Origin of the sequence: Pseudomonas crudilactis (assembly GCF_013433315.1) — a bacterium.
Classification (GTDB): Bacteria; Pseudomonadota; Gammaproteobacteria; order Pseudomonadales; family Pseudomonadaceae; genus Aquipseudomonas; species Aquipseudomonas crudilactis.
In genome coordinates this window covers 48,130-72,349 of the sequence record NZ_WXVV01000024.1, presented here as the reverse complement: position 1 = coordinate 72,349, position 24,220 = coordinate 48,130, and the positions used below count along the sequence as shown (strand labels likewise).

Genomic DNA, 24,220 nt, shown 5'->3' with positions numbered 1-24,220 from the left:
AACAACCAAGGAAGTCTGCGATGAGCTTGTGGTGTACTACTCCCGACATCGAGCAGTTGAACGCGATCCAGAAGAACACCATCGGCGAAGTGCTCGACATTCGCTTCGAAGCGTTCGACGAAGAGTCGCTGACTGCGAGCATGGTCATCGACCATCGCACCCATCAGCCCTACGGTTTGCTGCATGGCGGCGCGTCGGTGGTGCTGGCGGAAACCGTCGGCTCGATGGCCAGTTACCTGTGCATCGATGCCAGCAAGTTTTATTGTGTCGGCCTTGAAATCAACGCCAACCACTTGCGCGGCTTGCGCAGTGGCCGGGTGACGGCGGTGGCCAGGCCGATTCACATTGGTCGCACCACGCATGTGTGGGATATCCGCTTGACCAGCGATGAGGGTAAGGCCAGTTGTGTGTCGCGGCTGACCATGGCGGTGGTGCCGTTGGGGCAGACACCTCCCTCACAATGAGTCAAAAAGCGTTGTGCGTTTGCATGCTGATTACGCGCAGGTTGGGCAACTCGTATGACTCAGGGTGATGGTTGCCAGCGGGTGTATTCCTTATCTCGCTGTTCGGTGGAGTGAAACGGTCGAGAATGAAACTGGCATCATCGGCCCTTGCCAGCTCAAAAGCGCCGCGCTGTACATGTTGTCCCAGGTAGGTTCGTGCCTCGGTGGGCGTTGCCAGACTGGCAACAGTGGCCGAGCGCAGGTTGGAGTTGTCAATAGCGTCTGTCAGAGGCTCCGCAAGCAATGTCAATGAGGCCGTCAACGTCGAGCCGGCGGTGCGCGTCAATACGCCGTACAACCATTCAGCAGTGTTCGGTAGAGTAAGGGCCGGGTGGTCCGGACTGTGGTAGTTACCTCCGCGTAATGCATTGATCGTAGTGATGGACACCCCGTCCAGGCCTTCGACGACTGCACTTGCAGAGATTTCCAGGCTGGCCGGGAGGTTGGACCCGAGCGCGCCATCAGCGAAAAGCACTGCGCCGTAGAAAGCCATGCGCATGCCTGTGGTAGTGGCCGAAGGCGCGATTGTGACGCTGGGGCCTACGTTGGCGAGCGCACGTTGGCCTGTTTCCCTTGTCATGCTACCCGGCACGCTGGAAAGCATACTGATGGCTGTGAGGTTCAAGGCTTGCGGGTCGTTCCAATAGGCATAAAGAGGGGCGGCCGCTCCCGCTGACGCGCCCGCGACGCCAAAGATTGTGGCCATGATGATCTGGGCCGTGCGCCCATGATTACGACTGCTTGCAATGCGACTGCCTGCACCAATACCCATGGCACCCCCAGCCACTGCGCCAGTGGTGGCGCCTGCGATGGTCAATCCCAGGTTTATCCCGGGATCTGGATGCGCGTCCGAATCGGATGCCCATTGTGTCAACCCTTGAGCTGCAAAGTATCGCATCGCGTTTCCAGCCAACGCACTTAACCCATCCCGGACAAAGGTAGCGAGCGCCGCGCCGGTTCCTTCTCTGACGGTGACCAGTCCCTGAAAATCCACGTGTCCGACAGGGTTGCCGTGCACCATGGCAAACAGGTTCAACCCGTCTTGCACGCCGAGCGGGTCCGCATTCAGCCAGCGCTGAAGCCACGGTGCGTAGTAACGAAATCCGTAGTAATACAATCCCGTCGCATCGCGTTCTTTGCCCGAATAACGCAGAGTTTTGTAGCTTGCCTCAACCAGGCTGCGTCCTGCCCACCAGCAGGTCGCGCCGTAGGGATAATAGCTTTCACGGGAGATGAGCTGAGCCTGCGCATCCAGTTCCAGGGTGCTGGAATTCAGCTGGTCGCTGAAGCCGTAACGTTGTTGATCCTGAGGCATGCGGTGCGGGGGCGGTTTTTCAAAGTGCAACACCTGCACCGTCGCACGACCGGCCTTGATCGTGAGGACATGGACGCACTGATCCGCGGTGATGCGAATTTCCAGACCTGGCAGGTAACGGGTTTCATTGAGCCGTTGCACGGAGCCTGTGTAAGTCCGACGGATCTTGCGCTGGCGTTGTCCGCCTGCGTCATACACATAACACTCGCTATCATTCGGTCCATCTTCCCGAACCACTTGATCAACCTGTTGCAAGCCATTGCGCCGGCTCCACTGCAGATCCTGTCCATCCTGAAGAAACATGCGATTGCCATTGGCATCGTAAGCGGCGGCAATTTCCTGCTCCTCGGGGAGCTGGCCGGTGGACTTTTGCGCCAGGCTACGGTTGCTGGAGCAGGCGACAACCGTGCGTTCGGTGCGGCTGCCACTGGCGGCGCGATGCTCCATCAACAATAGATTGGCGGCGGCATCATAGGTGTAGGTTCGTGTGTAGTTTTCCAGCTGTGCCGGGTCGGCGGGGGAGACAAATGCTGGCAGCTGCGGTCCGCCGGGAGCGTTGCGAATCTGCCGGCCACTGGCTTCGATGAGACGTGAAAGGCTGTCGTAGCGGTAGTGACAGATAGCTTCGGTGCGCTGATTACGGTGATGGATGACGGCCACTGCGTTATCGGCGAGACGGGTGATATTGCCGACAGCGTCATAGTCATAGGTCAGGTCCTGCAGGACGGTCCCCTCGCTTGTACGACAGCCCAGATGTTGCAGTCGGCCATCTTCACGGCCGAAGGTTGCGTTGGATACCACGCCATTGCCGGCGCGCTGTTGTTCGATGTGGCCAAATGCGTTGTAGCGGATATCGCTGACCAGTGTCTGACTGTCGCCTTTTGTCGCCATTTTCAGGCGAATTTCCTTCAATTGGCCTGCCAGATCTTGCACCAGCGTTTGCTGGTTGCCCATTGCATCCGTTTGGGTAATCAGTTCACCGATGGGGTTGTAGCTGAATTGGGTCGTTGCGGGGCACTCTTCCAGAAATACATCGCGATCGGCTGCTGATTCCGGCCAGTTCACTGTCCATCCGGGATCAACGCAGAAGGTTCGCTGCAAATACAGAGGCTGGCCGCTCATCGTGAAGTCAGAGAAGTGCAGTGTGCCTGCCGTATCGTCATGCCGAATCAATCGGCCGTAACGGTTATGGTCGTCATCAACTGGGCCGGTAAAGTAAGTGAAGCGTTCGGTGCAGTACTCAGGTTCTCCCTCTGATTGCTCATACGTGGCACTCGGTCGTCGCAGGGCGTCATGGCGGGTACGGTTGTGGTTGCGCTTCTGATCCCAGCCTTCAAGGTGAATGCCGTCTTCTGCGTTCAGGCTCAAGCGCCAGCCGGCGTCAGTGTTTTCGTTCAAGAGCAAGGCGCTCGACAGACTGAATACATTGCGTTGGTTCGCAGGCATGTCCTCGAGGAACAGTCTGGGGTCGCGATTGAGCACCGTCCGACCGGCTGCATCATGAGCCTGTTGAGTGATGTAAGCCTCAGGCGTCGAGTTGCTGTCACGACGGTGATAACTCACATTGCGCAGTACCAGCCCGCGCGGGTCGATCACTTGGATGGCGGGTGTCTGAGCGTGCGTCATGGGGGCCGGCAATCGGGTCAATGAGGACGAGTTTCTTATCGGGCCGCGCGCAACACCTGTCAACTGACAGAACTGACAGTTGACACCTGCACATTCATGGCGGTGGATAAGGTATAGCCGTGGCGCGACTGTCATCATTCCTGGCAGTTACGGTCATTGCTGTAAGACACGGTCTTACGGACAATCAACACCCTATTTCCCGCTCATTGGATTTACCGGCATGTCGCAACCGATCTTTTTCGCCCACGCCAACGGCTTCCCTTCGGGAACCTACGGCAAGTTGTTCGCGGCGCTGGCGCCCGAGTACCGGGTTGCGCATCTGGAGCAGCATGCTCATGACCCGCGTTTTCCGGCGGACGACAACTGGTACAACTTGGTTGATGAGCTGATCCACCATTTGCAACAGCAGGATCAGCCGGTGTGGGGCGTCGGCCATTCTTTCGGCGGCGTCCTGCATTTGCACGCGGCGCTGCGTTGCCCTGAGCTGTATCGTGGCGTGGTGATGCTCGATTCACCGGTGCTGACTCGTACCGATCAGTGGGTGATCCGCGCGGCCAAGCGTTTTGGCTTCATCGACAAACTGACCCCGGCGGGCCGCACCCTTGGCCGCCGTGAAGAATTCGCCGATCTCGACAGTGCGCGCAGCTATTTCGCTGGCAAGACACTGTTCCGTGGTTTCGACCCGGAATGCTTTGATGCCTACCTGCAACACGGTTTGCATCAGGTTGGCGACAAACTGCGCTTGCGTTTCGACCCGGCCACCGAGATCAGCATCTATCGTGGCGTGCCGCACACCAGTCCTGGCCGCACCCGGCAATTACAGGTGCCGCTGGCGGTGGTACGTGGGCACAAGAGTCGCGTGGTCATGCGCCATCACACCCGTTTTGTTTCGCGTCTGGCCCAAGGCGAAGCGCTGAGCATGCCTGGCGGGCACATGTTCCCGCTTGAGCGTCCGCAGGACACCGCACGGTTGTTGAAGAACCTGTTTACCCGTTGGGAAAACCGTCAGGACAAGGATTGCGCATGAGCCCGACCTTCGAAGAAGTGCGCCTGAGCTTGCCGCACATCGAACTGGCCGCGCATTTGTTCGGTCCCGAGGACGGTTTGCCAGTCATCGCCCTGCATGGCTGGCTCGACAACGCCAACAGCTTTGCCCGTTTGGCGCCGAAGCTCAAAGGCTTGCGCATCATCGCGTTGGATATGGCCGGGCACGGGCATTCCGGGCATCGACCAAACGGCGCAGGTTATGCACTGTGGGATTACGCCCATGACGTGCTGCAAGTCGCCGAGCAACTGGGCTGGAAGCATTTCGGCCTGCTCGGGCATTCCATGGGCGCGATTGTTTCGCTGGTGCTGGCGGGGTCGTTGCCGCAACGCATCAGTCATTTGGCACTGATCGACGGTGTCATTCCTCCTACAGACAAAGGCGAAAATGCCGCTGAACGTATGGGCATGGCCCTGCAAGCACAACTGGATCTGCGGGAAAAGCGCAAACCGGTTTACAACACCCTCGACCGCGCCATCGAAGCACGGATGAAGGGGCTGGTGGCGGTCAGTCGAGAGGCCGCCGAATTGTTGGCTCAACGTGGGTTGATGCCGGTGCCGGGCGGTTACACCTGGCGCACCGACAATCGCCTGACCTTGCCATCGCCGCTGCGCCTGACCCAGGAACAAGCAATGGCGTTCGCGCTTCGAGTCAGTTGCCCGGCGCACTTGGTGGTCGCGGCTGAGGGCATGCTGGCCAAACATCCCGAGCTGCTGGAACGTCTACCCTTTAGCCGGGAACAGTTGGCGGGCGGGCACCATTTGCACCTGAATGACGAGGCCGGAGCGAACCTTGTCGCAGACTGTTTCAATCGCTTCTTCGCCATTCCTTGACTTGCTGCGGGCAACTGTCGAGGCTGGTCGGGTTGAAATGGGAGACAACCACGATGGATTTCTACACCGCTGCGACCTCGAATTACCCAGTCATGCCGATCCGATGAGCCTGACTATGCGGTCACTCAGTCTGTTGGCACTGTGCTGTTTCAGTACCGTTTCGTTCGCCGCCGATGTGCCGGGCAGTCAGGATCTGCAGATCGTGCCGCGTCTGGCCGATGCACAGATCGTCGACTACCGCCCGCCCGTGGAGCTTGAGCGGATCTATCCGCTGGGTTCGATCCGCAAGATCAGTGGCCAGCTGCGTTTCGATGGCCAGGTCACCGCTCGCGGCCAAACCACGTCGGTGACCTACGAGTTGCCACCCGAACATTCCGCCACCGAAGCCTTCACCGCTGCCCGCGAAGCCTTGCAAAAGCAGGACGCCGAATTGCTGTTCTGGTGCCAGGCTCGTGATTGCGGCGAAAGCAGCCTGTGGGCCAACGAGGTGTTCGGTAACGCCAAATTGTATGGCGCCGACGAGCAACAGGCTTATCTGCTGCTGAGGCTGGCAGCGCCGCGGGACAACACGCTGGTGGCGCTTTACAGCATCACTCGCGGCAATCGCAAAGCCTACCTGCATGTCGAACAGTTCGAAGCAGTGGCACCGCTGGGCGAGTTGCTGCCGACCTCGGCGACTCTGTTGCGTCAACTCAAAAGTACCGGTGAACTGGATTTTCCTGATCGCGTGAATGACCCGGACGACACGTGGCTACGCCTGATTTCCCGTGGCCTGAACCTTGATACGACTTTGCGCGTAACGGTCTCCGGGCCGAAAGCCGAGGCGTGGCGACAGGCGCTGATCAATCAGGGCGTGCGCGCGGCGCGTATGGAAACCGGCAGTGTCGAAGGCTCTGGCCTGCGTATCGATCTGTTGCGTTAAGCTGTTTCAGGCGAGCACGAACCGTGTGTTCGCCTACTCTTTGCCTGACTGACTTTTTCGAGACCTTACATGCTCAATAACGATCGCCTGCTGGTGCAGATCCTGTTGCTGGTGTTGTTTGGTGCCAGTCTGTGGGTGATGGCGCCGTTCTGGTCGGCGCTGTTCTGGGGCGCGGTGCTGGCATTTGCCAGTTGGCCGCTGATGCGCCTGTTGACCCGTTGGCTCAATGGCCGTGAGTCCTTGGCTGCGGCGATTCTGACGTTGGGCTGGATGCTGCTGGTGGCGGCGCCGCTGGTGTGGCTGGGGTTCAACCTGGCGGATCATGTGCGCGATGCCACGGCGTTTATCAAGGATGTGCAGGTCGACGGTCTGCCGGAAGCGCCGGTGTGGCTGGGCACGGTGCCGCTGGTCGGTGAGCGACTGGTCGGACTCTGGAACAGTATTGATCAGCAAGGTGCGGCGCTGATGGTGTCGGTCAAGCCGTATCTGGGGCAGGTCGGTAACTGGCTGCTGGCGCGCAGTGCGCAGATCGGCGGCGGGATCCTCGAGCTGACCCTGAGCATTGTCTTTGTGTTCTTTTTCTATCGTGACGGGCCGCGGCTGGCTGCATTTGTGCACAGTCTGCTGGAGCGCTTGATCGGTGATCGCGCCGGGTATTACATCGAATTGGTCGCTGGCACGGTGCAGCGGGTGGTCAACGGAGTGATCGGCACGGCGGCGGCGCAGGCGGTTCTGGCGTTGATCGGGTTTTTGATTGCCGGGGTGCCGGGGGCGTTGGTGCTCGGGATCGTGACGTTTCTGCTCAGTCTGATTCCGATGGGGCCGCCGTTGGTGTGGGTGCCGGCCACGGCCTGGCTGGCGTGGAAGGGTGAGTATGGGATGGCGGTGTTTCTCGGGATCTGGGGGACATTCATCATCAGTGGCGTGGATAACGTGCTCAAGCCGTACCTGATCAGTCGCGGCGGGAATTTGCCGTTGGTGATTGTGTTGCTTGGGGTGTTTGGCGGGTTGATTGCGTTTGGGTTTATCGGGTTGTTTATCGGGCCTACGTTGTTGGCGGTGGCTTATAGTTTGTTGACGGATTGGAGCAAGAGTCAGGGGCGGGTTGAGGAGCGGCGCTAGCGGTTTTGGGGTTGGGTTTGGGTTTGGGGGAATATCCGTTGCTGCGGTAACGGCTGCTTAGGGTTCCGCCCTGACGGCGGGTCACCTTTTCCAAACGCCGAAATGGTAACCCAAAAGGCTTGCTCCTACGTGCGGCCCGCTCGCTGGGGCTCGGGGTTCCTTCGCTCCGGGATCGATCCGGGCGCAGCGCCTACGGTTTGCTTCGCTGCACCTCCTCTCGCTGTGTTTGGCTGCGCCAAACGGTCGCTGCGCTCCCACGCCCGGATCAATCCCTCCACTCAGCCTTCCGACGTCGCCCGTGGATCAAGATCAAAAGCAGGCGAGCTGACACTCGGCCTATTGGCGAAGAGCGGGTGTTCGGCTTTGGATTTGTGGTGGATTTTCCCCTCACCCCAGCCCTCTCCCGGAGGGAGAGGGAGCCGATTTTTGAGCTTTTCAGAATCTGAGTTCAACTCGGTATCGCACGTCGGCGTACCTTGCCCAAACACCTCGATCAGTCCGCTCTCCCTCTGGTAGAGGGTTAGGGAGAGGGGCTTTTGAGCTGTTTCAGAATCTGAGTTCGACTCGGTATTTCACGTCGGCGTAACTCGTCCAAACACCTCGATCAGTCCCCTCTCCCTCTGGGAGAGGGTTAGGGTGAGGGGCGTCGACTCAAGTCGCCACATTCAAATACTTGCCCACCGGCGCTGCGCTATCGAGCGAGTATTGCTTGCTCAAATTGGCAATCATGCGATTCAGCGCTTCTGTCGTGCTCTGGGTCGATGCCGTCTGTTCTTCGTCCGGTCGTTCACGCCCGGCCTGTAAAGCCGCTTTCAGTTCATCACTGCTCACGCCGCCACTGCTGTCGCTGTCGAGTACTTTGAGCAGTGCGGCGCTGGTGTAGGTGCTGGTGGTTGAAGTCGCGCTGTTGCTGGATTGCAATGCGCTGCTGAGTTCTGTCGCGGTCACGCTGCCATCGCTATCCGCATCGAGCTGGCTGAACAGTTCGTCACTGTTGATGTGTGGCGGCGGCGGAGGGGGCGGGGTCAGGCTGGCGGTGAGTTCGTCCTGGCTGACGGTGCCGTCCTTGTTCTTGTCGAGGGCGGAGAAGAGTTCGTTGCTGTCGGCAGTGCTGCCGGCGCTGGTCAGGCCGCTGCTCAATTCGTCGCTGCTGATGGCGCCGTCGCCATCGCTGTCGAGGGCGCTGATCAGGGCGTCGGCGAGGTCGGTGTCTGGTGCTTGATCGTTTGGCGAAGGCGGCGCCATGGCGGTCATTTCTTCGGCGCTGAGGCTGCCGCTGTCGTCGCTGTCCAGATCGCCAAATTGCTTGCTCAGGTTGACCAACAGGCCGTCGTCGGACTTCTGCGACAAGGCGCTTTTCAGTTCGTCCTGATCCACCGCACCGTCGCCGTTGCTGTCGAGTTTGGCGAACAGTTCTTTTTGCAGTTGCTGGCTGCGGGCGTTTTGCGTGGAGGTGCTGCTGGTGCTGGTATAGCTCGTGTAGTTGCTGACGCTACCGATCATTGGACTCACTCCCTGGAATGGCAAACCGGTGGGTGTACCGGCTTATGCAGCGTCAAGGCGCAAGTTGTCGGGCGTATGTGGGGTTTGTACCGGTGGGTACACACGATGCAATGAGCACCGCTGAACCCCTGTGGGAGCGAGCCTGCTCGCGAAGAGGGCAGTACATTCAAAAGAGATGTTGGATCAGCTGACGCCTTCGCGAGCAGGCTCGCTCCCAGAGTTGGTCGGTGGTGTTCTCAAGGGCGCGGCAGGCGAATGATGGCGGTAAGGCCTCCGCCGGCTGTTTCCTCAAGGTTGAGCTGTCCGCCCAGACGCTGCGCCGCCTCGCGGGCAATGGTCATGCCCAGTCCCACACCGCCGGAGTTGCGATTGCGCGAGCCTTCCAGGCGATAGAACGGTTCAAAAACTGCTTCACGCATGTCCTCGGCAATCCCCGGGCCGTGGTCGATCACGCGGATCAGCAGTTGTTCGCGCTGATCCTGCAGTTCAATCCGCGCCTGCCCGGCGTAACGCAGGGCGTTGTCCATGAGGTTGTTGATGCACGAACGCAGCGCCATCGGCTGCACCGGCAACGGCGCGCAGTGGCCGCTGACCTGCACGTCGGCGCCCTGGTCCTGAGCGTTTTCGCACAGCGATTCGACCAGCGCCTGCACATCCATCAACTGCAAGGCTTCGCTGGTGCGCTGTTCGTGCAGGTAGGTGAGGGTGGCGTCGAGCATGCCGATCATGTCGTCCAGGTCCTGACGCATCTGGCCTTGCAGCTTTTCATCGCTGATGTTTTCCAGGCGCAGTTTCAGGCGTGACAGCGGTGTGCGCAGATCGTGGGACACGGCGCCGAGCATTCGTGCGCGCTGCTGCACCTGTTCGCGAATGCGCCGCTGCATCAGGTTGAAGGTGTAGGCGGCTTGTCGTGCTTCCCGTGGGCCGGACTCGTCGAGTGGCGGGCTGTCGAGGTCCTCGCTGAGGCGTTCGGCGGCGTCGCTCAGGCGCTGGATCGGGCGACTGAGCAGTTTGGCGCCGTACCAGGCCGCGATCATCAGCGTGATGAACTGAAAGGTCAGCGGCACCACCGGGCCACCGAACCACGGACGCGGTGGCCGTGGCGGGTAGCGCGGGTCTTGCGCCATTGCTTGGCCGTTGGCGCCTTGGGAGAACTCCGGAGGCGGCGGAGGCGGGGGCGGGCCGTAGAGACGGAACCAGGTGAACGCCAGCAGGTGCGCGAGGACGATCGCCACGAACAGCACGCCAAACAGGCGCCCGAACAGCGTGTCGAAGCGCGCCCGCATCAGCCGATGTCTCGCGCGTCGAACAGATAACCCTCACCGCGCACGGTTTTGATCAACTGTGGCGCTTTCGGGTCGTCACCGAGTTTCTGCCGCAGGCGCGACACCAGCAGATCGATGCTGCGGTCGAACGCTTCGATCGAACGACCCCGGGCCGCGTCGAGCAATTGCTCGCGGCTGAGCACCCGGCGCGGACGCTCGATGAAAACCCAGAGCAGACGGAATTCGGCGTTGGACAGCGGCACCACCAGACCATCGTCGGCGATCAACTGGCGCAGCACGCTGTTCAGGCGCCAATTGTCGAAGCGTATGTTCGCCCGTTGCTCGGTACGATCATCGCGCACCCGGCGCAGGATGGTCTGGATGCGCGCGACCAGTTCTCGCGGTTCGAACGGTTTGGCCATGTAGTCATCGGCGCCCAGTTCCAGGCCGATGATACGGTCGGTCGGTTCGCAGCGGGCGGTGAGCATCAGGATCGGGATGTCCGATTCGGCGCGCAGCCAGCGGCACAGCGACAAGCCGTCTTCACCGGGCAGCATCAGGTCGAGCACGACAACATCGAAATGCTCAGCCAGCAGCGCCTGACGCATCGCCGCGCCATCGGTGACGCCGCTGGCGTGGATGTTGAAGCGCGCGAGGTAGTCGATCATCAGCTCGCGGATCGGCACGTCATCGTCGACGATCAGCGCACGAATGCTCCAGCGCTTGTCGTCTTTAGGCTCATCCGTCGCGGTCATTTGGGTGTTGTGCATGAGGCTGTTCATCTGCCAGTAGGCCGCCAACCACAAAAGATGGGCTGCGAGGTGGTGGTTTCAGCATAGGCGTCCGGCCGTGAGGCGGGAAGTGCTGATGTAAGGACGTGTTGCGGCTGGCGAGGCTAGCGCGGGTGCGTGTTGGCGGCATGTCGGTTGTGTATCGGAGTCGACACAATAGCAGCGAGCGCTATGCTGATCACGGTCGGCGCGACGATTTACCGATCATCGGGTGCCGCGCCGCCGCCGGTTCCGCTACAATGCGCGCCGATTTCGACCTGCCTGAGAGCCCATTCATGTCCGCCTGCCAGACTCCTATCATCGTCGCCCTGGATTTCCCCACCCGTGACGCCGCACTGAAGCTGGCCGACCAGTTGGACCCGAAACTGTGCCGGGTCAAAGTGGGCAAGGAACTGTTCACCAGTTGCGCCGCGGAAATCGTCGGCACCCTGCGTGACAAGGGTTTTGAAGTATTCCTCGACCTGAAATTCCACGACATTCCCAACACCACCGCGATGGCCGTGAAAGCCGCTGCCGAGATGGGCGTGTGGATGGTCAACGTGCATTGCTCCGGTGGCCTGCGCATGATGGCTGCCTGCCGGGAAGAGCTGGACAAGCGCAGCGGCCCGCAACCGCTGCTGATCGGCGTGACCGTACTGACCAGCATGGAGCGTGAAGACCTCGCCGGTATCGGTCTGGATATCGAGCCGCAGGAACAAGTGCTGCGTCTGGCGGCACTGGCCGAGAAGGCTGGGATGGACGGTCTGGTGTGCTCGGCGCTGGAAGCCACGGCACTGAAAACCGCACATCCGTCGCTGCAACTGGTGACTCCGGGGATTCGTCCGGCCGGCAGCGCGCAGGACGATCAGCGCCGTATTCTGACCCCGCGTCAGGCGCTGGATGCCGGTTCCGATTACCTGGTGATTGGCCGTCCGATCAGCCAGGCGGCTGATCCGGCACAGGCGCTGGCGTCGGTTGTAGCCGAAATCGCCTAAACAAACACTGCAAAACCCTGTAGGAGTGAGCCTGCTCGCGATAGCGGTGTGTCAAACAACGTTAATGTTGACTGACACACCGCTATCGCGAGCAGGCTCACTCCTACATTTGTTTTGTGCTGGCCTTAAACCTTCAGCACCAACTTGCCGAAGTTCTCACCGCTGAACAATTTCATCAGCGTTTCCGGGAAGGTCTCCAGGCCTTCGACGATATCTTCCTTGCTTTTGAGCTGCCCCTTGGCCATCCAGCCGGCCATTTCCTGCGCGGCGCTGGCGTATTGCGCCGCGTAATCCATCACCACAAAGCCTTCCATCCGCGCACGGTTGACCAGCAGCGACAGGTAGTTGGCCGGGCCTTTGACCGCTTCTTTATTGTTGTACTGGCTGATCGCGCCGCAAATCACTACCCGCGCTTTCATGTTCAGACGGCTGAGCACAGCATCGAGAATATCGCCGCCGACGTTGTCGAAATACACGTCGACACCTTTCGGGCATTCGCGTTTAAGCCCGGCCACGACATCTTCGGACTTGTAGTCGATGGCGCCGTCAAAACCCAACTCATCAATGAGGAATTTGCATTTGTCGGCGCCGCCGGCAATGCCAACCACGCGGCAGCCTTTGATCTTGGCAATCTGCCCGGCAATGCTGCCCACCGCGCCGGCCGCACCGGACAGCACAACCGTATCCCCGGCCTTCGGTGCACCGACATCCAGCAGGGCGAAGTAAGCGGTCATGCCGGTCATGCCCAGTGCCGACAAATACACCGGCAGCGGGGCCAGTTTCGGATCGACCTTGTAGAAACCTCTTGGCTCGCCAAGGAAATAATCCTGCACGCCAATGGCACCGTTAACGTAGTCGCCGACGGCGAAGCCCGGATTGTTCGAGGCGATGACTTTGCCCACGCCCAGCGCACGCATGACTTCGCCGATACCCACCGGCGGGATGTAGGACTTGCCCTCGTTCATCCAGCCACGCATGGCCGGGTCGAGGGACAGGTATTCGTTCTTGACCAGAATCTGACCCGCCGCCGGTTCGCCGACCGGCACTTCCTGATAGGTGAAGGTCTCGCGGTTGGCCGCACCCACCGGGCGTTGGGCGAGCAGGAACTGGCGATTGGTCTGGTTGGTCATGGCAGGCACTCGAACGGAATGAAGTCTTGTTGATAGACGCTTGGCTGCATTGGCGCAAGGTTGGCTGATGCGGCGAATGCACGTCGATCCAGTGCAGTGATGATCACCTGGCCCGTTTTATCACTGCGACGCATGGGCGCCTAAACAGCCATTGGATAGTGGTGACGCTCGGCAGACCGCAATGGCTATGCTGCAAATCACCTGCAGCTATCCCTTTGAGGACATAACAATGAGCATGACGTTTTCCGGTCAAGTTGCCGTAGTCACCGGCGCGGCCAACGGCATCGGCCGGGCGACCGCGCAGGCGTTCGCCGCCGAAGGCCTGAAAGTGGTGGTCGCTGACCTGGACGCGGCTGGGGGCGAGGGCACGGTGGCACTGATTCGTACAGCCGGTGGCGAAGCGACCTTCGTACGCTGCAACGTGACCGTCGAAAGCGAAGTGAAAAATCTGATGGACGAGGTGATCAATACTTACGGCCGTCTCGACTACGCCTTCAACAATGCCGGCATCGAAATCGAAAAAGGCAAACTGGCCGACGGCTCGATGGACGAGTTCGACGCGATCATGGGCGTCAACGTCAAGGGCGTCTGGCTGTGCATGAAGTATCAACTGCCGCTGTTGCTGGCTCAGGGCGGCGGGGCGATCGTCAATACCGCCTCAGTGGCCGGGCTGGGCGCGGCGCCAAAGATGAGCATCTATGCGGCGTCGAAGCATGCGGTGATCGGTTTGACCAAATCGGCAGCCATCGAATACGCCAAGAAGAAAATCCGCGTCAACGCTGTGTGTCCGGCGGTGATCGATACCGACATGTTCCGTCGCGCCTATGAGGCCGATCCGAAGAAGGGCGAATTCGCCAATGCCATGCACCCGGTCGGGCGCATCGGTAAAGTCGAGGAAATCGCCAGCGCTGTGTTGTACCTGTGCAGCGACGGTGCAGCATTCACCACCGGCCACTCGCTGGCAGTCGACGGCGGCGTTACCGCGTTCTGAACAAAGCGCAATAAAAACAGCCCGCATTCGTTGCGGGCTTTTTTATGGATCGCGGTCAGTTCCGTGAAGCCCCTTAAACAATGTGTATCAAACGGTTAGAACGGTCGCTTTTGGCGGTGTTGTCGCACAGCCTGTCCGGCGCGGCTGTGATTTACTGCCGCCAGCAAAACGGACAGGAGTTTGCTTGCTCATGGAATTGAGAATTGATCGACAGGCAATGGTGCCGGTCGTGCAGCAGATTGTTGACGGACTGACTGAGTGGATCCTGCAAAGTGGCGTAGCGCCGGCCACCCGTTTGCCCTCCGTGCGGCAAATCGCGCGGGATAATCTGCTCAGTCAGTCGTGTGTTGTCGAGGCGTGTGAACGGCTGGTATCGCAGGGCGTTCTGAGCGCCTGCCAAGGCACCGGGTTCATTGTCGCCGCCTCGCCGTCGACACAGGGCTCCGATGATGAACTGGCGCCATTCGAGGGCCGTTATGCCTGGTGTGATGCAGTGTGTGAGGCCGCCGGGGGGTTGAAGCTGGGTGCCGGTGGTCTGCCGCAAAGCTGGCGCGAGCCGGACGACCTCAGCTACGCGCTGCGCGAGGTGGCGCGCACCGATATGGCCAGCCTGTTCAACTACAGCACGCCTTTGGGACTACCGGCGTTGCGCGAGCAGATCGTCAAGCGTCTGAAGCTGTTCGGTATCGAGGCGCGCAGTTCTCAGTTGTTGAGTACCTGCGGCGCCAGCCACGCGCTGGATCTGATCGTGCGCACCTTGTTCAAGGCCGGAGACTGCGTGGTGGTCGAGACGCCAGGGTATGCGCCGCTGTTCGATCTCCTGCGCCTGCATGGCGTGCGGATGCTCGAGGTGTGTCGTACCCCGAACGGGCCGGATATCGAAGCGCTGGAGGCTTTGCTGCAACAGTTTCGGCCTGGCGCATTGTTCATCAACAGCCATCATCACAACCCCACCGGCAGTTGCCTGTCGGCGAGTGTGGCCCAACGCATCCTGCAACTGAGCAAGGCCTATGATTTGCGCGTGATCGAAGACGATGTCTATGCGGATTTGCATACGGGCAACGGTACGCGACTGGCGGCGCTGGATGATGAGGGACGGGTCATCTATGTGGGCAGTTTTTCCAAGACACTGAGCAGTTCGTTGCGAGTCGGGTTCGTCTTCGCCGACAGCGAAATGGTCAGGCGACTGGCTCAGGTCAAGATGATCAGCGGTTTGGGGGCTTCGAGGTTTACCGAGGCGGTGCTGGCCAGCCTGATGGTCAGCGGCGCTTACCGCAAACTGGTGCAGCGCCAGCGCCAACGCTTGAATGCCGATCGTGCCGCCGCGCTGCAGGCGCTGGAGGACGCTGATTGGGAGGTTTTCGGCAAGCCTGTTGGCGGGTTGTTCATCTGGGCGCGTTCGCGCATGAGCGATCATGCGCGTGTACGTCGGCAGGCTCAACGCTGTGGCGTGCTGCTGTCCGCGCCTGATGCCTTCAGTCCCAGCGGTGAGTCGGGCGACTGGCTGCGCATCAACGTGGCATACGCCTGCGATCCGCGCGCCCGGCAGTTTTTTCGCCACACCGGTTCGGATCGACCTCAAGCGTTCTGAAAACGACGCAGACGTAGCTTTTTGCCATTATTCCGACGCCAGAGACTTGTGCCGGTGGATGGCCGTTGCGACTCTTCGCTCTACTGACAATGGCAGGGGACTACGCGCAATGATTTCGGCCATGCAAGGACGTTTTGCCAACCTCGGTATGGCAAAAAAACTGGGTATCGGATTTGTACTGGTCTTGCTCCTGACCGCGCTGGTGGCGGCCATTGGCGTCTGGTCCCTGCAAACCATCAGTCAGCGTTTCGACGGGCTGAAACAGATGTCCTCGCTCAACAGTGGCCTGCTCAAGGTGCGCCTGCTCGAGCAGGAATATGCTTTGCGCGGCAATCCGAAAACCGCCGATGCCCTGCGTGAAGGTGTGGACGGGCTGAATGCCCTGGCCAACGAGCTCAAGGTGCAGACGCCGGCCAATGTGCCGGTGATGACCGATGTCGAGCAATCGCTGGCGGCCTATCGCAAAGCGTTCGATGAGTTTGTGTCGTTGACCCAGGCCAAGGACCTCGCACTGGAAATGGCCAGTTGGTCGGTGTCCAGTGTGGCCAATAACCTCGATGTGTTGCAGGCCGGACTTGCCGACGACGGTGCGTATACCTTGAAGGACACCGAGGGCAAGGACGGAGCGCAGTTCATTGAGCAGGCCAACCAGGTCAGTCAGGTGTCGCGGTTGATGCTGCAAGCGATGAACGAAGCGCGGATCCGCCTCGATCAAAGCCGCAAGGGCGATGCCGACAGTGCCGGCAAAGGCAATATCGAACAGGCCGCGCAGGCTCAGGCGCAAGCCGAAGAACTGAAAACCACGGTCAAGGACGAGGGTTACCTGACCGTGCTCAATGAAGTGTCCGGGCATATCGCCGGTTTCAACGACAAGCTGGCCGAATACACGGGTTTGCTCGCGCAGGAAAAAACCGTCTACGAGCAATTGCACCAGCGTGCCGACCAAGTGGTCGAGCGGGTGAATCAGGCTTATGTCGCTGAAGACGGCGCGATGCAGGCGGAACTGAAGAAAAACTCGTTGCTGATCATTGGTTCATCGGCGCTGGCGCTGTTGGTCGGATTGTTGGCTGCGTGGCTGATCACTCGACTGATCGTCGCACCATTGCGCAGCGTGATTCAGGTCGCCCAGCAGATTGCCGCCGGTGACTTGAGTGCGACCGTGGAGGTGACCCGGCGTGACGAGATCGGCCAGTTGATGTTGGCGATGCAGCAGATGGGCGCGGGACTGAGTGCGATTGTCAGCGGGTTGCAGGCGGGGATCGAGCAACTGGCCAGTTCGGCGCAATCACTGTCGGCGGTTACCGAGCAGACCAACCTTGAGGTCAGCAGCCAGAAGGAAGAAACCGAGCAGGTCGCCACGGCGATGAACCAGATGACCGCCACTGTGCATGACGTCGCGCGCAATGCCGAAGAGGCGGCGCTGGCCGCGCAAACGGCGGACGACAAGGTCGAGAGTGGCCAGCAGGTGGTGCGCCAGAGCATGGTGCGGATCGAACAATTGGCCGATTCGGCGACGTCGGCCAGTTCCAGCATCGAAAGCCTCAGTGCGGAAATTCAGAATATCGGCACGGTGCTGGGGGTGATCAAAAGCGTCGCCGAGCAGACCAATCTATTGGCGTTGAATGCGGCGATCGAGGCGGCACGGGCCGGTGAGCAGGGCAGGGGCTTTGCGGTGGTGGCCGATGAGGTGCGCGCGCTGGCTCGACGCACGCAGCAATCGACTGAGGAAATTGAACGGCTGGTCAGTGCGTTGCGTTCGGCGGCACATGCTTCGGTGCAGCAGATTCAGAACAGCGGGGAGTTGGTGAAGCTGGCGGTCAGTGATGCGTTGCAGACCGAGAGTGCGCTGGGGAGTATTGCGGTGGCGGTGTCGTTGATTCAGCAGATGAATCAGCAGATTGCGGCGGCGGCCGAGGAGCAGAGTTCGGTGGCGGAGGAGATCAATCGCAGTGTGACGAGTATTCGTGCGAGTGCGGATCAGTCGTCGATCGCGATGCGCGGGAATGCGGCTTCGAGTGTTGAGCTGGCGCAGTTGGGGAGTGAGTTGCGCGGAATGGTTGGGCATTTTCGGCTTTGACGCTTTGGGCTTGGCGGCCTTTGGGCCGACCATGCTCTTGGGGTTTTTGGGATATATCCGTTGCTTCGGGTGCTGCGGCTGGCGGTTCCGCCCTCACGGCGGGTCACTTTTGCAGACGCCCAAAAGTAACCAAAACGCTTTGCCCTGACGTTCGGCCCGCTCGCTAAAGCTCGGGGTTCCTTCGCTCCGGGATTCATCCGGGGGGGGGCATCGCCTACGGTTTGCTTCGCTGCACCTCCTCTCGATGTGTTCGACTTCGTCGAACGGTCGCTGCGCTCCCACCCCCGGATCAATCCCTCCACTCAGCCTGCCGACGGGCTTTCAGATCAAGATCAAAAGCTGCAGCCGAGCTAACGCTCATCCTGTTGAGTGGTGAGAAGCGGAAGCGATGCGCGGTCTGCTCTTGATCTTCTGTGGGAGCGAGCTTGCTCCGGGCGGCGTTCCGACGAAGGCGGCCTGACAGCCGACCCATCTCTGCCGGATGTACTCAGTCCCAATGTAGGAGTGAGCCTGCTCGCGATCGCGGTCTGGCAGCCGACCCATCTCTGCCGGATGTACTCAATCCCAATGTAGGAGCGAGCCTGCTCGCGAAAGCGGCCTGACAGCCGACCCATCTCTGCCGCATGTACTCAATCCCAATGTAGGAGCGAGCCTGCTCGCGATCGCGGTCTGGCAGCCGACCCATCTCTGCCGCATGTACTCAATCCCAATGTAGGAGTGAGCCTGCTCGCGATCGCGGTCTGGCAGCCAACCCATCTCTGCCGGATGTACTCAAACCTTGTGGGAGCGAGCTTGCTCGCGAAAGCGGCCTCTCATTCACCGGTTGTCTATCGTGTTCACTCCCGCGAGCCCACAAAAAAGCCACCTCTCGGTGGCTTCTCTCAACATCTGCAATCAGTCGTAGATCACTTTCTTCTTCCAGTCCGCATCGGCCTCGACATCTTTTAGGCCGGCAGTCAGTTGGTTCTCTTCACCTTCAACCGGTGCAATTTTATCCATGACCTGGGCGTTGGCGCGGGCCAGCAGTTTTTCCAGGTATTGCAGTTGTTCTGCATACATCTGTGGATCCTGCTGTTTGCGCAGGTATTGCACGCCGCGTTCGAAGGCGAGGCGGGCCTGGCCGGGTTGGTTTTGTTGCAGGGACTGTTGGCCGAGATTGTTGAAGAATTCGATGTGCAGCAGCACCAGAATGTGGCGGACTTCGCGGATCCAGTGCTTGGCTTCGTTCGGTGGCAGGAAGCCGTCGTGCGCGGCTCGGGTGATTTGGCCGTGGAGGGCTTCGAGCAGGAAGCGCACGTCTTTGGCTTTGGCTTCGGTCAGGATCGGTGCCGGTGGGTTGTTGACCGGAATCGATTCACCTTGGGCGACCAGTGCGCTCAGTTCGGTGATGCGCGCTTTAGTGGTGGCGCTGGTTTTTTCCAGGTTCAGCAGGCGCTGGCAGACGTTCAGTTCCAGACGGGTCAGCAGCAGTTTGAGTGCCGGGGTCATGAACTGGCCCGGGAAGGTCTCGGTCAGTTCGCCGCAACGGCGCAGGCGGTCGTTGAGTTCGACCTTGGTGCGGGCTTTCTCCAGTTTGTTGTTTTCCACCACATGGTTCATGTAGCCAATGGCGATCAGAATTGCGATCCCGGCTATGACAAGCAGGGTGATCATGAGTGGTGTCACCGGTAAGACCTCTTTATAGGGTTCGCATGCGAGTGTAGTGGCTGGGCATTTAACCGCCTAGCGCCGCTCGACTGGTTGGTTCGGCAGGTTCAATCTGTATCGGCCGCACGCTGCTTATATGAATGCTGGCGCTGCGGGTGCAGATTGCCATCACTGTGCGGTGGACTATAACGTCTTGGCGAGTGGCGGAATATAGGCGTCAATGGTCGGGCGACGGAAAAGCCCGGTTGCCGCCGTAAAGCAGGTCGAAGTCATTGATTTAAATAAATTTATATCAAGGGGTTGACGACTTCTCAATCCATCCATAGAATGCGCGCCACTTGCAGCGTAAAGCACACAGCGAAGCGCGGCAGGGAGTGAATGTTGTAGTGTGTCCCCTTCGTCTAGTGGCCTAGGACACCGCCCTTTCACGGCGGTAACAGGGGTTCGAGTCCCCTAGGGGACGCCAATGCGGGAATAGCTCAGTTGGTAGAGCACGACCTTGCCAAGGTCGGGGTCGCGAGTTCGAGTCTCGTTTCCCGCTCCAATTTTAAACAGCAGTGCTTTCGGGCGGTGCTGAGTGAAACCAGAGCCAAGTCTTCGGATACGGATCTGGACACCGAAACACACACCATGTGTTCCGGGTAGCGTGTCCCCTTCGTCTAGTGGCCTAGGACACCGCCCTTTCACGGCGGTAACAGGGGTTCGAGTCCCCTAGGGGACGCCATTTGCGGGAATAGCTCAGTTGGTAGAGCACGACCTTGCCAAGGTCGGGGTCGCGAGTTCGAGTCTCGTTTCCCGCTCCAAATTCTAGAAACGCCGCTCAGTGAGCGGCGTTTTTATTAGTGAAAGTTGTAGCCTGTGTCCCCTTCGTCTAGTGGCCTAGGACACCGCCCTTTCACGGCGGTAACAGGGGTTCGAGTCCCCTAGGGGACGCCATTGCGGGAATAGCTCAGTTGGTAGAGCACGACCTTGCCAAGGTCGGGGTCGCGAGTTCGAGTCTCGTTTCCCGCTCCATATTTACAAAAACGCCGCTCAACAGAGCGGCGTTTTTGTATGCGCGCGATTTGTGGTCATGTCATCCGGCATCAAGAAAAAGGCCCTCCGAAACGATTCGGCGGGCCTTTTTGCAGGTTGGCGTCTGCTTACCAGGACAGCATCAGTCGGCCGGCAAACAGAATCAGCACTACGCCCATGGTGCGTTCGAACCAATGGCCCATGCGCATGAACAGCAGGCGTACTTTGCTGCTTGAGAAAAACAGCGCCACGATCACGAACCACAGCGCGTTTACAAAACACATCCACAAACCATAGAACGCCTGGATTTGCAGAGGTGTTTCAGCGCTGATGATCGTGGTGAAGATGGCCAGGAAAAATAGCGTGGCCTTGGGGTTGGTTGCATTGGTCAGGAAACCGGTACTGAACGCTTTGAACAGGGTTTGTTCAACCACCGGCTCCTCGCTGGTCTTTTCACCTTCAAGGGACGATTTCGGCTTGCTGCGCAGCAGGCTGACACCCAGATACAGGATATAGGCACCGCCAATCACTTTGGCGACGGTCAGCAACCACGGGGTGGTGTGCATCAATGCGCCCACGCCAAGCAGTGTGTATAGCACGTGTACGGAAATTCCCGCGCCAATACCCAGCGCCGTACAGATCCCCACCAGTCGGCCAAATCGAACGCTTTGGCGAATGGTGACTGCGAAGTCCGGACCGGGAGCAACCACGGCCAGAAAGTGAATAGTAGCCAGCGCCAGAAACTCGCCCAGATAATTCGAATACATCTCAGCTCCAGTAGGTCAGGGGTGAAGCATTGCCGCGATAGCCGACAAAAAAGGAAAGACTCAAGCGCGGATCTGCCACGCCCGGCGTCACCGAGTGCATGCGCCGCGAATTGAACATGATGAAATCGCCGGGTTGCGGTCTGACTTCAAGCGCGGGTGGGCCGAGCAGCGCCGGTTCGATGCCGTAACTGTCGCCACGCATCTCGTCGAATTGATCCGGGGTGATGTCGTCGTCCCACATCTGCAGCGCACCGCCCTCGGTCGGCATGTTCAGATAGACGTTGCAGGCGAACTGCGCCTCCAGGCTGCGGGCCTGGAAACTGTCCGGGGCGTCCTTGGCGAAGATGTCGTGATGGGCCAGGAAGCACACGCCAGGTTTCACTACTCGCGAAAGGCCGACGTACATTTTCCGACCGTAGAGATTTTCCAGATGCGCACCCGCCGGCCAGGATTCGTCGAGCATGCAGCGCAAGGTATCGATCGGCGAGGAATAGGGGGCGCAGCGATCGCGCAGTTCCGCGATGTTGCTGGTGGCTCGTTCGAAGTAGTCCTCGATCAGCAGCGGCTGGTTTTCTGCCTCGTAAAAAGCCATGCCGATGCGGCCGATACTGGGCGCGTTGATGTAACCCTCAAAGCCTGGAGCAAGAATTTTGTTGCCAATCTGAATGGCCAGCGGCTCAGGCAAAAAACCTTTGACGCGGATGGCGAGGACTTCTTCGTTGGCCAGTTTTTTTATGCACGTCTCATCGAGACGCTCGACGTCTAGCATCATTGTTTTTAGGTCCATCTATCGATAGTCAACGGAACCGGCGAATGCGGTTCCCCCGGCGTCGGACTCTGCGTGAGGCAGCGCCCGAAATGCTCAATCCACGCTGTAGTGGACGGACAACGTGCCTTTCTTCTGCGAAAGGGACGCGATCGTGACTGTGCCCAGATCCTTCAGGCTACGTACATGGGTGCCGCCGCAACCGTAGGCCGGCAGCTCACCAAAACCGATTTCCCGCGCGCCTTCGCGTAGCGAGGTCAGGCGGGGCAGGTCGTGCTCGATCCAATGATCGATCCCGTGTTGGACTGTCTCGGTGTCGACTTCCTGCGCAGCATCGCCGGGTTTGAATTGCACTCGGCCTTCATTCGGCCAGTGGTGTGCCTTGATCGGCATCCAGCCCATGGCCTGAACGAAATGTCCGATCAGGTGGCCGGCCGAATGCATGCGGGTGTTGAAGCTGCGGCGTTCTCCATCGACCCGGATACAGGTCATGCCGAGCTTTACGGGGCGGTCGACGTAATGAACGATCCGGTCCGGTTCCTGTACGACGCGTAATACCTGGCTCTCATCGATCCAGCCGGTATCGCAGGGCTGGCCACCCCCTTGCGGATGGAACAGGGTGGCGCGCAGCACTACGGCAAATTCGTTCTCGTGGGGCGTGCAGTCGAGGACTTCTACATTAGCCTTGAGGTCATCACTATGGAAAAAGAGGCGAAGCGTCATATTCCATGCCCTTATTTAAATTTCTATTTTTATTATATGAATCGTGTAATAACGTGATAATCCGTTAAAACATCAAAGGACTTGTGCGCTGTGAGCATAAATCTTCCGCTCCCGCTGCTCGGTGAGATGGCAATCTTCGTGAAGGTCGTGGAGACCGGCAGCTTTTCTGAAGCGGCTCGGCAACTGGGTTCATCGCCGTCGGCGGTCAGTCGCAGTATTTCGCGGCTGGAAAAAGCCTTGGCCACGCGACTGTTGCAGCGCACTACGCGCAAGCTGCGTTTGAGTGATGGCGGCGAAGAGGTATTCAAGCGTTGTCAGGAGATGGTTAGCGCGGCCAAGTCAGTGATGGAAATCAGTGGCCAGTTCACCCATGAAGCGGAAGGGCTGGTGCGGGTCAGCGTGCCAAAAGCAGTCGGGCGGTTTGTGATTCATCCGCACATGCCCGAGTTTCTGCGGCGTTATCCCAAGGTTGATGTCGAGTTGCTATTGGAAGATCGCCAAGTCGATTTGATCGACGACCATGTCGATCTGGCGTTTCGTATCACCGATCGGCCGCCGGCAGGGCTGGTCGGGCGGCAACTGCTGACCATCGACCATTTGCTCTGTGCCACACCGCAATATCTGGCCGAACACGGCACACCGTTTCACCCCCATGATTTACTCAATCACAGCTGTATTTATCTGGGTGAAACCCCCAGCGATGCTCGCTGGAAATTCAAGAAGGGCAGTAAAGCGGTGACGGTGGGTGTCCGCGGGCGTTATGCCGCCAATCACACCGGTGTGCGCTTGGGCGCGGTGTTACAGCACATCGGTATCGGCAGTCTGCCTTACTTCACCGCTCGCTATGCGCTTGAGCAAAAGTTGGTGGTACAGGTATTGCCGGACTGGACCTTTCTTGCGTCTTATCACGGTGGACTGTGGTTGTTGCATTCGCCGACGCGTTATTTGCCACCCAAGCTACGGGTGTTTATCGACTATCTGGTGGAGTGCCTGGAGAAAGAGCCGACTTTGAGCAAGCCGGGCAAGTCCGGTGGTGTGAGTAACGCAGCGATGGCGTATGAATTGCCCGAAAGCGAAGGCCTGCTCTAACGCCAGCGCAAAAAAAGGCCCGCATGGTTCACCATGCGGGCCTTTTCATGACCGGGTGAAAATCAGTGCTTGCTGTCCTGAGCGGACATCGCCAGCAGCTGTTTTTCCTGATTCCAGTCGAACGGTTCGTCGTTCTGTTCAGCTTCGAAGCGGCGTTCTTCCAGTGCCTGATACAGGTCGATCTCTTCATCGGCCAGGTAGTGCAGGCAGTCACCTGCGAAGAACCACAGCAGATCGCGCGGGATCAGGTGGGCGATCTGCGGGTAACGGGTAATCACTTGAGTCAGGATGTCCTGGCCCAGGTACTGGCTTTCGATCGGATCGATCGGCAGCGATGCCAGCAGTTCGTCGAAGCGCTCCAGGAACAAGGCATGGCTTTCTTCGGGAACCTGTTCGGCCTCACCTACGGCGACCAGGATACTGCGCAGGTGGTCGAGCAAAACAAGATGATCGGCAACGACGTTGGACACGAGATAAGTCCTCAAGAGCAAAACGGGCGCGGGAGTATAAAGCTCCTGCGCCCTCT

General features: G+C 59.5%; 21 protein-coding genes, 6 tRNA genes and 1 pseudogene. 17 read left to right on the top strand and 11 right to left on the bottom strand.

The genetic code is table 11. The annotated features are described in order from the left end of the window. Positions 1-20 precede the first annotated feature (20 nt). Positions 21-464 (top strand): hotdog fold thioesterase, encoded by a 444-nt coding sequence (locus tag GTU76_RS23575; RefSeq protein WP_180699725.1) that lies wholly within the window; start codon positions 21-23, stop codon positions 462-464. A gap of 1 nt (position 465) precedes the next feature. Here the strand turns inward: GTU76_RS23575 and GTU76_RS23570 are convergent, their stop codons facing one another. After that, positions 466-3,444: an RHS repeat-associated core domain-containing protein gene (locus tag GTU76_RS23570; RefSeq protein ID WP_175553483.1), complete on the bottom strand. Its 2,979-nt coding sequence runs from the start codon at positions 3,442-3,444 to the stop codon at positions 466-468. Between the two features lie 220 nt (positions 3,445-3,664). Here GTU76_RS23570 and GTU76_RS23565 point away from each other — a divergent pair, with 220 nt between their 5' ends. From GTU76_RS23565 to GTU76_RS23550, 4 genes are all read left to right on the top strand, one after another. Beyond that, the gene (locus GTU76_RS23565) at positions 3,665-4,471 is read left to right on the top strand and encodes an alpha/beta fold hydrolase (RefSeq protein WP_038367530.1); all 807 of its coding nucleotides are present in this window, start codon (positions 3,665-3,667) and stop codon (positions 4,469-4,471) included. Further along, positions 4,468-5,322, top strand: coding sequence for an alpha/beta hydrolase (locus tag GTU76_RS23560; protein ID WP_180699724.1), 855 nt, complete (start codon positions 4,468-4,470; stop codon positions 5,320-5,322). Before GTU76_RS23565 ends, GTU76_RS23560 begins: the two co-directional genes overlap by 4 nt. A gap of 115 nt (positions 5,323-5,437) precedes the next feature. Next, the gene (locus GTU76_RS23555) at positions 5,438-6,244 is read left to right on the top strand and encodes a DUF4892 domain-containing protein (RefSeq protein ID WP_016987467.1); all 807 of its coding nucleotides are present in this window, start codon (positions 5,438-5,440) and stop codon (positions 6,242-6,244) included. A gap of 69 nt (positions 6,245-6,313) precedes the next feature. Beyond that, complete coding sequence (locus GTU76_RS23550; RefSeq protein ID WP_016987468.1) at positions 6,314-7,366, top strand: AI-2E family transporter; 1,053 nt, start codon at positions 6,314-6,316, stop codon at positions 7,364-7,366. Between the two features lie 651 nt (positions 7,367-8,017). Here GTU76_RS23550 and xopAW read toward each other — a convergent pair. The 3 genes from xopAW to GTU76_RS23535 all read right to left on the bottom strand — a co-directional run bounded on the left by xopAW (position 8,018) and on the right by GTU76_RS23535 (position 10,904). After that, positions 8,018-8,869 carry a XopAW family type III secretion system calcium-binding effector gene (gene xopAW / locus GTU76_RS23545; RefSeq protein WP_016983640.1) on the bottom strand — a complete coding sequence of 284 codons (852 nt, stop codon included), beginning with the start codon at positions 8,867-8,869 and terminating at the stop codon, positions 8,018-8,020. A 236-nt stretch (positions 8,870-9,105) separates the two neighbouring features. Further along, complete coding sequence (locus tag GTU76_RS23540) at positions 9,106-10,155, bottom strand: sensor histidine kinase (RefSeq protein WP_180699723.1); 1,050 nt, start codon at positions 10,153-10,155, stop codon at positions 9,106-9,108. Next, positions 10,155-10,904, bottom strand: a complete 750-nt coding sequence (locus GTU76_RS23535) for a response regulator (RefSeq protein WP_016983639.1) — start codon at positions 10,902-10,904, stop codon at positions 10,155-10,157. The genes GTU76_RS23540 and GTU76_RS23535 overlap by 1 nt, the downstream gene beginning before the upstream one ends. A gap of 296 nt (positions 10,905-11,200) precedes the next feature. On the opposite strand from GTU76_RS23535, the gene pyrF reads away from it, so the two are divergent. After that, positions 11,201-11,899, top strand: a complete 699-nt coding sequence (pyrF, locus tag GTU76_RS23530) for an orotidine-5'-phosphate decarboxylase (RefSeq protein WP_175553485.1) — start codon at positions 11,201-11,203, stop codon at positions 11,897-11,899. Between the two features lie 125 nt (positions 11,900-12,024). Here pyrF and GTU76_RS23525 read toward each other — a convergent pair whose 3' ends face one another. Together GTU76_RS23525 and GTU76_RS23520 are read right to left on the bottom strand one after the other, a co-directional pair. Further along, positions 12,025-13,029, bottom strand: coding sequence for an NADP-dependent oxidoreductase (locus tag GTU76_RS23525; RefSeq protein WP_175553486.1), 1,005 nt, complete (start codon positions 13,027-13,029; stop codon positions 12,025-12,027). Next, positions 13,026-13,163 carry a hypothetical protein gene (locus GTU76_RS23520; protein WP_016983636.1) on the bottom strand — a complete coding sequence of 46 codons (138 nt, stop codon included), beginning with the start codon at positions 13,161-13,163 and terminating at the stop codon, positions 13,026-13,028. Before GTU76_RS23520 ends, GTU76_RS23525 begins: the two co-directional genes overlap by 4 nt. Positions 13,164-13,258: 95 nt before the next feature. On the opposite strand from GTU76_RS23520, the gene GTU76_RS23515 reads away from it, so the two are divergent. From GTU76_RS23515 to GTU76_RS30645, 4 genes and pseudogenes are all read left to right on the top strand, one after another. Further along, positions 13,259-14,020 (top strand): SDR family oxidoreductase, encoded by a 762-nt coding sequence (locus GTU76_RS23515; RefSeq protein ID WP_016983635.1) that lies wholly within the window; start codon positions 13,259-13,261, stop codon positions 14,018-14,020. 190 nt (positions 14,021-14,210) lie between these two features. Continuing rightward, positions 14,211-15,611 (top strand): aminotransferase-like domain-containing protein, encoded by a 1,401-nt coding sequence (locus GTU76_RS23510; RefSeq protein WP_016983634.1) that lies wholly within the window; start codon positions 14,211-14,213, stop codon positions 15,609-15,611. 58 nt (positions 15,612-15,669) lie between these two features. Next, a pseudogene (locus GTU76_RS30650) lies at positions 15,670-16,779 on the top strand (HAMP domain-containing protein); the annotation flags it as partial. Positions 16,780-16,806: 27 nt separating this feature from the next. Then, entirely contained in the window at positions 16,807-17,688 is an 882-nt protein-coding gene (locus tag GTU76_RS30645) for a methyl-accepting chemotaxis protein (protein WP_409077501.1), read from the top strand. A gap of 894 nt (positions 17,689-18,582) precedes the next feature. Here GTU76_RS30645 and GTU76_RS23500 read toward each other — a convergent pair. Continuing rightward, positions 18,583-19,341, bottom strand: coding sequence for a hypothetical protein (locus GTU76_RS23500; protein ID WP_016986536.1), 759 nt, complete (start codon positions 19,339-19,341; stop codon positions 18,583-18,585). 384 nt (positions 19,342-19,725) lie between these two features. On the opposite strand from GTU76_RS23500, the gene GTU76_RS23495 reads away from it, so the two are divergent. The 6 genes from GTU76_RS23495 (at position 19,726) to GTU76_RS23470 (ending at position 20,349) form a co-directional block, all read left to right on the top strand. Beyond that, positions 19,726-19,801 (top strand) — tRNA-Glu (locus GTU76_RS23495). Positions 19,802-19,803: 2 nt separating this feature from the next. Beyond that, positions 19,804-19,879, top strand: a tRNA-Gly gene (locus GTU76_RS23490). Positions 19,880-19,983: 104 nt separating this feature from the next. Continuing rightward, positions 19,984-20,059, top strand: a tRNA-Glu gene (locus tag GTU76_RS23485). A gap of 3 nt (positions 20,060-20,062) precedes the next feature. Next, positions 20,063-20,138, top strand: a tRNA-Gly gene (locus GTU76_RS23480). Between the two features lie 57 nt (positions 20,139-20,195). After that, a tRNA-Glu gene (locus GTU76_RS23475) sits at positions 20,196-20,271 on the top strand. A 2-nt stretch (positions 20,272-20,273) separates the two neighbouring features. Continuing rightward, positions 20,274-20,349, top strand: a tRNA-Gly gene (locus GTU76_RS23470). 128 nt (positions 20,350-20,477) lie between these two features. On the opposite strand, the gene GTU76_RS23465 is transcribed toward GTU76_RS23470, so the two are convergent. From GTU76_RS23465 to GTU76_RS23455, 3 genes are all read right to left on the bottom strand, one after another. After that, on the bottom strand, positions 20,478-21,116 hold the full coding sequence (locus GTU76_RS23465; protein ID WP_016986053.1) for a LysE family translocator: 639 nt from the start codon (positions 21,114-21,116) through the stop codon (positions 20,478-20,480). 1 nt (position 21,117) lies between these two features. Continuing rightward, entirely contained in the window at positions 21,118-21,888 is a 771-nt protein-coding gene (locus GTU76_RS23460) for a 2OG-Fe(II) oxygenase (RefSeq protein WP_016986052.1), read from the bottom strand. Positions 21,889-21,978: 90 nt separating this feature from the next. After that, complete coding sequence (locus GTU76_RS23455; protein ID WP_175553488.1) at positions 21,979-22,605, bottom strand: alanyl-tRNA editing protein; 627 nt, start codon at positions 22,603-22,605, stop codon at positions 21,979-21,981. Positions 22,606-22,695: 90 nt separating this feature from the next. Between GTU76_RS23455 and GTU76_RS23450 the strand changes: the two genes are divergently transcribed. Further along, the gene (locus GTU76_RS23450) at positions 22,696-23,694 is read left to right on the top strand and encodes a LysR substrate-binding domain-containing protein (protein ID WP_180699721.1); all 999 of its coding nucleotides are present in this window, start codon (positions 22,696-22,698) and stop codon (positions 23,692-23,694) included. A gap of 62 nt (positions 23,695-23,756) precedes the next feature. Here the strand turns inward: GTU76_RS23450 and GTU76_RS23445 are convergent, their stop codons facing one another. Next, complete coding sequence (locus tag GTU76_RS23445) at positions 23,757-24,164, bottom strand: PA2817 family protein (RefSeq protein ID WP_016986049.1); 408 nt, start codon at positions 24,162-24,164, stop codon at positions 23,757-23,759. Between the last annotated feature and the right edge of the window lie 56 nt (positions 24,165-24,220).